Origin of the sequence: Zarconia navalis LEGE 11467, from assembly GCF_015207075.1 — a bacterium.
GTDB classification, from domain to species: domain Bacteria; phylum Cyanobacteriota; class Cyanobacteriia; order Cyanobacteriales; family Geitlerinemataceae; genus Zarconia; species Zarconia navalis.
Genome location: NZ_JADEXN010000171.1, coordinates 1 through 9,275, shown reverse-complemented (window position 1 = coordinate 9,275; position 9,275 = coordinate 1). Strand labels below are relative to the sequence as shown.

Genomic DNA, 9,275 nt, shown 5'->3' with positions numbered 1-9,275 from the left:
CCAGCCAAGGAAATCGATAGGCCACAGAAGACTGTTCGGCACGACTTTTGTAGAGGGGTTGATGCTGATGCCAGATAAACGCAACGTATAGGGGATGAGACATAAGTCTAAGCCGACAGTCTGGATGGATGAAATTTTAAACCCGATTTCAAACCCGATCGCCCAACTGAACCTCGATCGGGATTTAAGGCAATATTGGCGATATTTATGAAAAATAAAGTTTTCAGTTTAACGCTCGATCGGGTGTAGACAGTTTGTTCGATCGCAGTATACCTTAGAAGTCGAGTCTCACCTCAAGATAGAATAGATAACTCGCATGAGAATTTTGGTCACGGGCGGCGCGGGATTTTTAGGTTCCCACCTCATCGATCGACTGATGGAGCAAGGTCACGAAGTGATCTGTTTAGATAACTTCTTTACCGGAACGAAACGCAATATCTTCAAATGGATCGGACATCCCTATTTTGAGATGGTTCGTCACGATATAACTGAACCGATTCGGTTAGAAGTCGATCAAATTTACCATCTTGCCTGTCCGGCTTCCCCAGTTCACTACCAGTACAACCCCGTTAAAACCATCAAAACCAATGTCATAGGGACGTTGAATATGCTCGGACTCGCCAAGCGCGTCAAAGCTCGGTTTTTTCTGGCTTCCACCTCGGAAATTTACGGTGACCCTGAGGTTCATCCCCAAGTCGAAGAATATCGCGGCAATGTCAATACCATTGGCATTCGTTCCTGCTACGACGAAGGAAAGCGAGTGGCCGAAACCCTAGCATTCGACTATCACCGTCAAAATGGTGTTGATGTGCGAGTTGCTCGTATTTTCAATACTTACGGTCCCCGGATGCAACAAAATGACGGTCGAGTCGTGAGCAACTTTATCGTTCAAGCATTGAAGGGCATTCCCCTCACCGTATACGGAGATGGTTCGCAAACGCGCAGTTTCTGTTATGTCTCGGATTTAATCGAAGGATTTATCCGTTTGATGAATAATGAAGAGCATACTGGACCGGTCAATCTCGGGAATCCGGGAGAGTATACAATTTTGCAACTCGCTCAAGCTATCCAAGCTAAAATTGACTCGAGCGTGCCGATTCAGTTTGAGACACTTCCCAAAGACGATCCGCGTCGCCGTCAGCCAGATATCACCAAAGCTAAGACTTGGCTGGGATGGGAACCCACCATTGCTTTAGAAGAGGGGTTGAAGTTGACCATCGACGATTTCCGAGATCGCCTCTCCTCGCAATAAAAAATTCCATTCGAGCCGGGTGCCTACACAATTTGATTGGTTATATTGGGATCGAGTGACCTGTTATGGTTTCTGACGGTGCGAACTCATTGATGAACCCCCAACCCTTATTTTAGTTCAGAAGGATTGTAACTAATATGCGTGTTTGCGTCATTGGTACTGGATATGTTGGTCTAGTCACAGGAGCTTGCCTCGCTCATGTGGGACACGATGTTATCTGCGTTGACAACAACGAAGAAAAAGTAAAAATGATGAAGGCCGGTCGCTCGCCAATCTTTGAGCCAGGTCTTTCAGAAATTATGGAATCAGCCATCGAAGCTGGGACTATCGAGTTTACCACCGATTTAGGGGCAGGTGTCAACCACGGCGAGATTCTATTTATTGCGGTGGGTACGCCGCCTTTACCCACAGGAGAGAGCGATACTCGCTACGTCGAAGCAGTCGCTCGGGGTATCGGCACCCATCTTCAAGGTGGTTACAAGGTGATTGTCAACAAGTCTACCGTGCCCATTGGCTCCGGTGACTGGGTACGGATGATCGTTCTCGATGGTATGGCCGAACGTCAGAAATCCTTAGCGGGTGATAGCGGCAGTGCCGATGTGACCCCAACGGATATTGTCGCTGAGTTTGATGTTGTCAGTAACCCCGAATTCCTGCGAGAAGGTTCGGCGGTCTACGATACGTTCAATCCCGATCGCATTGTCTTGGGTAGCAATGCCTCGAAGGCTCTGGCGATGATGCAAGAGTTGTACGCACCCATCACCCAGCGTAAATTTGCAGAAGATCCGTCGCTACCTGCCGTTCCGGTGGTGATGACCGATCTCAACTCCGCTGAAATGATTAAGTATGCGGCGAATTCTTTCCTGGCCACCAAAATTAGCTTTATCAACGAAGTCGCCAATATTTGCGATCGCGTCGGTGCGGATGTAACTCAGGTTGCCCAAGGAATTGGTTTGGATTCTCGCATTGGCGGTAAATTTCTTCAAGCAGGCATTGGTTGGGGTGGATCTTGCTTCCCCAAAGATGTGTCGGCTTTGGTTCACACCGCTGACGATTACGGCTACGAGGCTCAATTGCTCAAAGCGGCAGTTGAGGTGAATCAGCGTCAGCGCTTGTTAGCTCTGGAGAAACTGCAAAAAGAGCTGAAAATTCTCAAAGGAAAAACCGTCGGCTTGCTGGGTTTGACCTTCAAACCCGATACCGATGACATGCGCGATGCACCGTCCCTGCTGCTGATCGAAAATCTAAATCGTTTGGGGGCTAAAGTCAAAGCTTACGATCCGATCGTCTCTTCTTCGGGGTTGCGTGACGGTCTGACTGGGGTTTTAGTCGAAACCGATCCCGAGCGGTTGGCCGATGGCTGCGATGCGTTGGTGTTAGTCACTGACTGGAAGCAGTTCCAATCCCTCGATTACGGCAATATGGCTAAGCAAATGCAAAATCCCGTCCTCATCGACGGTCGGAACTTCCTCAATCGCGAGGAGATGGAAAAAGCAGGCTTCCGCTACGTTGGTATCGGTCACTAGGAAACTGGCGGGTAATATTACTTATGGAGTTTCGGGTAACGATCGAATTCTTGTTTTCTAACGAGTATCTCGTTTAGAGGCAACTTTTCAGGTAATGGCTATCTTCCAATCGATGCAACCCACCGATTGAGATTTATCGCTTAACTCTATATTCTCGAAAAGGGCAATCTACGAAAGGTTGCCCTTTTTGATTTTGGTGCTCGTTGTTACCGATTCTAAAAAATTCATGCGAACTCCCCAAAATCCCATCCCACCTCAACTCTCCACCCTAACAATCCGCGATCGCATTTTTCAGTGGGGCGATCGCACCTATTTAATGGGTATCCTCAACGTCACACCCGATAGCTTTAGTGATGGAGGACAGTTCGATACGGTGGATGCGGCTCTCCAGCAAGCTCGGCAGATGGTCGAGGCCGGTGCAGATATCATTGATGTCGGAGGGCAATCGACCCGTCCGGGGGCCGTTGAAATTTCCCTGGCAGAAGAACTCGATCGAGTAATTCCCACAATCGATGGGATTCGACAGTCAATGGATTCGATCGTCATTTCTGTCGATACGAGCCGATCGGAGGTGGCGCGGGCGGCTGTTGAAGCGGGGGCAGATATCGTCAACGATATAACCGGGGGACGGGGAGACTCGCAGATGTTACCCACGATCGCCGGGCTGGGGGTTCCTGCGATCTTAATGCATATGCGCGGTACGCCCCAAACCATGCAAACCCTCACCGACTACAAAGACTTGATGGGCGAAATCTGCCAGGTTCTTCAACATCAGGCGAATGCCGCCATCGAAGCGGGTATAGGGCGATCGAACATTATCCTCGATCCCGGTATCGGTTTTGCCAAAACCTACGAGCAGAATCTGATCGTTCTGCGAAATCTATCGCAGCTTCGCGCGTTGGAATATCCTCTCCTCGTCGGTGTTTCTCGAAAAAGTTTTATCGGTCGTATTCTCAACCGAGACGATCCCAAAGCACGAGTTTGGGGAACCGGGGCGGCTTGTACCGCAGCGATCGCCCAAGCGACAGATATCTTACGAGTTCATGATGTTGGGCAAATGTACGATATCTGCCGCGTGGCCGATGCGATTTTTCGGGATTAAGAGATTTCCATCCAACCGGATTCGATCTGAGACGATCGAGAACGAGTTGAACGCTCGCCAACTAGTTGACGAGCATTTAAAAGCGATAGTGACGATCGCCCACCCAGAGACTCACTGGAACCCCATGACCGCGATCGTCCACTTTCACTTCGACGACAAAAGAGCCTCCCGCGCGATCGCGAAGATTGCGAACCCGAATCACCTCGTTATTAACCTGTTGGTGCCGTTCTTCGCTCATGTAATAGGTTTCGAGACCGTAAAGAATTCGTCGTCCTTTGACTTGACCTTTGAGAGCAATTTGATTGCGGGCTAAATGTTGAGGCCGTTCGTCCCCGATCCGAACCGGTTGCCAGGGAAGGGGCGAGTCTGCATATCGAACGATGGGCGATTGGAGGGTGACGTAAAAGGTAAAATTACGACGTCCCCAATGGCGATCGAAAAATTGTTTGCTGCCGGGTAATCGCCTTAAATTTTCGGGATGGGAAATTTCGTAATTGAGTTCTCGGCGATCTCGCCCCATGGGGTTGGCAGAATTTCCCGCAGAGGTTTGCAGGACGATGGATTTTCCTGTCATGTAGGTATGAGCATCTTGAAGGGGGATCGAAACGGCCAGTACCGATTGCAGCAGCAAAGGAACCCACAATCGCCAAGATGACAACGGTTTTTTAGGTTGAGAGTTCGAGGGACTATCCGCAGCCGGTGAGGTTAGATCGTTACTCATGAAGCTTCCTCGCGAGTCAGCTCGATCTTCGATCGATGCTTAAGTTTTTTCTCGTTGCGCTCGAACCACAGTCCGGCAATTGTCACTCCGACACCACACGATACAAAAACAAGAGATTTTAAGATTAATCCCGTGTTATATTCGAGCATTCTGGATGCGATGCCCAGAACTAAAAATAATAGCCCTCCCCAAAAAGTCCGGCGACTTCCTAAAGTCAGACCATCTCGAATTAGAGCGATCGCCAAACAAAATAGCATAATATTAAAAACAATCGCGATCGCGATGGGAATTCTATCGACACTGAGATGCCAATAAGTGACGCACCCAGCGGTCATTAAAAAACAGGTAATAAGCCCGGTATTAACTGCTTTTATCTGGATAGATTTCCAGCTTTGGGGATGGAATCGAAACTGTATCCATCCCAGTATTGCTATACTACCTAGAATACCAACATCGAGTAATACCGGCAAGTTTTGTTGCCACTGTTGAAGACTCAAATCGGGTCGTTCGATATAATTCCATCGATTAAAAGAAAGACTGTAAAATAAAACGGCTAAAAAACAGACGGCTAAACTGCGGCTAGTAGCTTGGAAGCGCTCCGACGAAGAGAAACTCGACGATTTTTGGGGAAGACGCAACCGCCAAATTCCATCGCTATAACCCCATAGAAGAGCGGGAGGGAGAACGAAAGCCACCTCCACTAACCATCCTTGCCAGCGTAAGATAGCGACCGCTAGCGATGTCGCCATCGCTATGGCTCCCAAAGAAAAAATCGTGCGGGAACGACACCAATATGCAAGGGGAATAAAGAGGGAGGCTGCGACTAAAGACATATGACGAATTACCCATTGAATCCACGCCAATGTTTCCCAGCTACTCCGATCGAACGCCCCCAACCAATATCCAGTTTCTATTAGGAGAATGGCAAGAACGCCTAGAGATTTCAGACGCAGGCTAAAAGCCATCATCAAAACGCCCAATCCCCAAATCAGCAACAGTTCCCAAACCTTTCCACTTTCATAAAACATTTGGGACATCAGCATCATGTTCGCCCCTAAAATTAGCGCCCCGAGGATCAACAATCCTTGCCCCAAACTTCGGTAGGCTTTGGGTAGAGTCGTTGCGCGCCACAGATAGAATCCGGTGCCATTTACACCAACAAATAAACTCACCAGTATCATCGAGCGATACGCGCGAGGCCAAGTGTCCCAATGGGCGGTGGCAAAAGCGATCGCTCCCAATCCCATCAGAACGCCTCCCAAAGCCATGAGTATGGCAATAAAACGGTTTCGCGCCGCACTATCAATTTCTGCAAACTGATAGTGCTCGGCCAGTTGGGCGTAGGTTGACGAATCGATCAGTCCTCGATCTCGCCAGGTTTGGGCTTCTTGGCGCAGTTGGCGGCGAAACTTTTCGGAAACCATAAGCTTGCGGGGATTACCCGAGACTCGATAGAGATTCGACGCTGCCAAAGTTGCCTAACGCGAGAGTCGATAAAGATCGGGGATGCAAACCGTTAATGGCGAACATTATGGCAGTTTCGAGGGCGTGTTCTCTAATATTTTGGCTTAGCCTAGCAGACTGTGCTGTGATACACTCAAAGGCTTAACTTTTAAGTCTTTATTATCGACTCTATGTCCGATCTATACGTTGATTGGTCAGGCTACCACCAAAAAATCGAGCAACTCGCCGGACAAATTCATAACTCCGGATGGGAGTTCGATGGCATTCTCTGTCTTGCTAGAGGTGGACTTCGGGTGGGCGATTTGCTCTCTCGAATTTTCGATCGACCCCTAGCCATTTTAGCGGTATCCTCCTATGGCGGTGCGGGGGGAAAGACACAAGGAAAAATCGCCTTTTCCGAGCATTTGACCGCGACTGCCGCGAATTTGGGAAAGCGACTATTACTTGTAGACGATCTTGTGGATTCGGGTGTTTCTCTCGAGAGAACCCTTCAATGGCTTGCCGGTCGTTATGCTTCCCAAATCCAAGAGGTGCGGACTGCCGTACTGTGGCACAAAGCTCGATCGATCGTCGTCCCCGATTATTACGTCGAGTTTCTCCCAGATAATCCCTGGATTCACCAGCCTTTTGAACCCTACGAACAGATGAATCCCGCCCGACTCTGGGCTAAATACGAGCAATTATCAATTAAAGTCTAAACCCAATGGGATTTCACTCTCGCCAACGATCGATCCCCCCCATGCCGACGGTCAATATGTTGCCCCTGATGGACGTGTTGATGAGCATTTTGGCATTTTTTATTCTCATTTCTATGACTCTAACGCACCAGCAATTCGTTGTAGATGTGGAGTTACCGGGGGTTGGCGAGGGAACGACCGTTGGGACGGCTTCTGAGCCATTGATTGTGGGTTTGAACGCGCGGGGAGAGATTCTCATTGGAGAACAGGCGGTAACCCCAGAGCAGTTGCTCGCCACGATCGAAGCCTATTTAGCTGCAAACCCCAACAGTTCGGTGATGTTGCAAGCCGATCGCCGATCGTCTTACGAACAAGTACTTCAGCTACTGGGACGAATGCGCCAGGTGGGGGGAAAACGGGTTTCTTTGGCGATTAGTCCCCTGTAAGTAAAAGGCGAAAGGCGATCGGGGCAGTTTTTCACTAATTCAACTAACTCCGATTAATTTTCGTTTTAACTAGAAATTAGTTGCATTAAAGCGTTAAGATAGTTCGGGGATTAGCGATCTTCCGGTGGCTAGACCGGGTGCTTTTAAAAATATATTTCACTACCTCGAGATGAGTTGCAGCATTGCATTCGAAACAATCCCGAATGCTTCGGGTCTACCCTGTCAATCGACCGTTGCAGACCTCACCTAATGCGAAAAGCCTCCAAGATCGTACCCAAAAGATCGCACGAACCCTTAAGTTGAGGAGTTTTAAATTGATATGAAATGGATTAAGCACAGTTTATTAGCGGTGGCTTCAACCGCCTTTGCCGTCACCGTTGGCTGCGCCCAACAGCCTGCCGCAGAGCAAGGAGCAGAGCAAGGAGCAGGCCCAGGCGAATCAACCGAAGAAGTCGTCAACGTATACTCGGCGCGTCACTACGATAGCGATCGAACCCTGTACGACAATTTTACCGAGCAAACGGGCATAGACGTGAACCTCGTCGAAGGCAAGGGAGACGAGCTCGTAGAACGGATTAAATCTGAAGGCGAGAACAGTCCTGCCGATGTTTTCATTACCGTGGATGCCGGTCGTCTGTGGCGAGCACAAGAAGCCGGGATTATGCAACCGATCGAATCGGAAACCCTCGAAGCTGCGGTTCCCGAATATTTACGCGACCCCGAAGGGCGTTGGTTCGGACTCTCGAAGCGGGCGAGAATCATCGTTTACAACAAAGAAACTGTCGATCCCTCAGAACTGACAACCTACGAGGCTTTAACCGATCCCAAGTGGCAGGGGAGAATCATCGTTCGATCGTCTAATAATATTTACAATCAATCCCTCGTGGGTGGGATTTTGGCAGCAAACGACCCCGATGGGACGGAAGAGTGGGCAAAAGGGCTAGTGGATAACTTCGCCCGTCCCCCAGAAGGTAACGATGTGAGCCAAGTTAAAGCTGTTGCTGATGGCGTTGCCGATTTGGCGATCGTCAATAGCTACTATGTCGCTCGTTTGGCCAATTCCGACGACCCCGAAGATCGGGCAGTGATTGAGCAATTAGGGATGTTTTTCCCCAACCAGGACGATCGAGGTACTCACATTAATATTAGCGGTGCTGGCGTGGTGGCAAATGCCCCAAACAAGGAAAATGCGATCGCCTTTATCGAGTATTTAGTCACTCCTGAAGTCCAAACTCAGTTTGCTAGGAACAATAACGAGTTTCCCGTTGTTGAAGGAGCACAATTAGACAATGCCTTTTTAGAGGAATACGTTCCTTTTAAAGAAGATAACTTGAATGCCGCAACGGTCGGAGAAAATAATGCCGAAGCTCTCCAAATTATGGATCGGGCCGGCTGGAAATAGTCTGGTTTAAAACATCACCAAACCCGACGAAAAGCGATCGAGATAGCTCGATCGCTTTTCGTCTTTCACCAATGGTTATTAGCGATTACCGTTTCTTGCGCCGATTTTTTTTGACCTTCAGTTCTCCGAAACCCGATGGAGTATCTGAAGAATCATCTTGCGGTTGAGAGGGGTCGACCGTCGATTTTTCCGTTGGCGCTTCTGTTATTGTGTCTGGGGTTGATGGAGGAATTTCGGGTTCGATCGATTCCTTGCTAATTTCTTCTGAAATATCCGCTTTGGGGGGTTCGGTTTCCAATTCTGCCGTCTCTTCTATAATTTCCGCTGTTTGAGTTTCAAGCACCGCTTTGACCTCAGAAACAGTCGGAAGATCCGGTGTTGTCTCCTCCTCGACTTCAGGTGTTACCGTTGTGGCGTCTATGGTTTCCTCGACGGTAGCCTCGGGTATTACTTCTTCCACTTCGGGTATTGGAGAAGTGGTCGTTTCTTCCACAACTTCAGGTATTACCGTTGTGGCGTCTATGGTTTCCTCGACGGCAGCCTCGGGTGTTATTTCTTCCACTTCGGGTATTGGAGAAGTGGTCGTTTCTTCCACAACTTCAGGTGTTACTGTTGTGGCTTCTGTCTCCTCCTCTGCCGGTGTTTCAGTTGCCGAAATCACTATATCCGGTGCTGTGGCTTCGAC

The 9,275-nt window shown here is 49.1% G+C and carries 8 protein-coding genes and 1 pseudogene; 6 read left to right on the top strand and 3 right to left on the bottom strand.

All coding sequences use genetic code 11. The features are described from left to right. The first annotated feature begins 316 nt into the window (after window positions 1-316). From IQ235_RS10840 to folP, 3 genes are all read left to right on the top strand, one after another. On the top strand, window positions 317-1,252 hold the full coding sequence (locus IQ235_RS10840) for a UDP-glucuronic acid decarboxylase family protein (protein WP_264321482.1): 936 nt from the start codon (window positions 317-319) through the stop codon (window positions 1,250-1,252). 137 nt (window positions 1,253-1,389) lie between these two features. Then, a complete protein-coding gene (locus IQ235_RS10835; RefSeq protein WP_264321481.1) occupies window positions 1,390-2,778 on the top strand; it encodes a UDP-glucose dehydrogenase family protein in 1,389 nt (462 codons plus the stop codon). Window positions 2,779-3,004: 226 nt separating this feature from the next. Next, window positions 3,005-3,880 (top strand): dihydropteroate synthase, encoded by an 876-nt coding sequence (gene folP, locus IQ235_RS10830; protein WP_264321480.1) that lies wholly within the window; start codon window positions 3,005-3,007, stop codon window positions 3,878-3,880. 76 nt (window positions 3,881-3,956) lie between these two features. On the opposite strand, the gene IQ235_RS10825 is transcribed toward folP, so the two are convergent. Beyond that, a complete protein-coding gene (locus tag IQ235_RS10825) occupies window positions 3,957-4,601 on the bottom strand; it encodes a GDYXXLXY domain-containing protein (RefSeq protein WP_264321479.1) in 645 nt (214 codons plus the stop codon). After that, complete coding sequence (locus IQ235_RS10820) at window positions 4,598-6,025, bottom strand: DUF2157 domain-containing protein (protein ID WP_264321478.1); 1,428 nt, start codon at window positions 6,023-6,025, stop codon at window positions 4,598-4,600. The genes IQ235_RS10825 and IQ235_RS10820 overlap by 4 nt, the downstream gene beginning before the upstream one ends. A gap of 210 nt (window positions 6,026-6,235) precedes the next feature. Here IQ235_RS10820 and IQ235_RS10815 point away from each other — a divergent pair, with 210 nt between their 5' ends. From IQ235_RS10815 to IQ235_RS10805, 3 genes are all read left to right on the top strand, one after another. After that, window positions 6,236-6,763, top strand: a complete 528-nt coding sequence (locus IQ235_RS10815; protein WP_264321477.1) for a phosphoribosyltransferase — start codon at window positions 6,236-6,238, stop codon at window positions 6,761-6,763. Between the two features lie 5 nt (window positions 6,764-6,768). Beyond that, on the top strand, window positions 6,769-7,188 hold the full coding sequence (locus IQ235_RS10810; protein WP_264321476.1) for an ExbD/TolR family protein: 420 nt from the start codon (window positions 6,769-6,771) through the stop codon (window positions 7,186-7,188). A 319-nt stretch (window positions 7,189-7,507) separates the two neighbouring features. After that, window positions 7,508-8,590 carry a Fe(3+) ABC transporter substrate-binding protein gene (locus IQ235_RS10805; RefSeq protein WP_264321475.1) on the top strand — a complete coding sequence of 361 codons (1,083 nt, stop codon included), beginning with the start codon at window positions 7,508-7,510 and terminating at the stop codon, window positions 8,588-8,590. An 85-nt stretch (window positions 8,591-8,675) separates the two neighbouring features. On the opposite strand, the pseudogene IQ235_RS10800 reads toward IQ235_RS10805, so the two are convergent. After that, window positions 8,676-9,275 (bottom strand): annotated as a pseudogene (locus IQ235_RS10800) (hypothetical protein); the annotation flags it as partial.

Excerpts from the sequence above, each read along its gene's own strand:
- IQ235_RS10840 (WP_264321482.1), top strand. The coding sequence starts at position 317 with ATGAGAATTTTGGTCACGGGCGGCGCGGGATTTTTAGGTTCCCACCTC.
- IQ235_RS10835 (WP_264321481.1), top strand. The coding sequence starts at position 1,390 with ATGCGTGTTTGCGTCATTGGTACTGGATATGTTGGTCTAGTCACAGGA.
- folP (WP_264321480.1), top strand. The coding sequence starts at position 3,005 with ATGCGAACTCCCCAAAATCCCATCCCACCTCAACTCTCCACCCTAACA.
- IQ235_RS10825 (WP_264321479.1), bottom strand. The coding sequence starts at position 4,601 with ATGAGTAACGATCTAACCTCACCGGCTGCGGATAGTCCCTCGAACTCT.
- IQ235_RS10820 (WP_264321478.1), bottom strand. The coding sequence starts at position 6,025 with ATGGTTTCCGAAAAGTTTCGCCGCCAACTGCGCCAAGAAGCCCAAACC.
- IQ235_RS10815 (WP_264321477.1), top strand. The coding sequence starts at position 6,236 with ATGTCCGATCTATACGTTGATTGGTCAGGCTACCACCAAAAAATCGAG.
- IQ235_RS10810 (WP_264321476.1), top strand. The coding sequence starts at position 6,769 with ATGGGATTTCACTCTCGCCAACGATCGATCCCCCCCATGCCGACGGTC.
- IQ235_RS10805 (WP_264321475.1), top strand. The coding sequence starts at position 7,508 with ATGAAATGGATTAAGCACAGTTTATTAGCGGTGGCTTCAACCGCCTTT.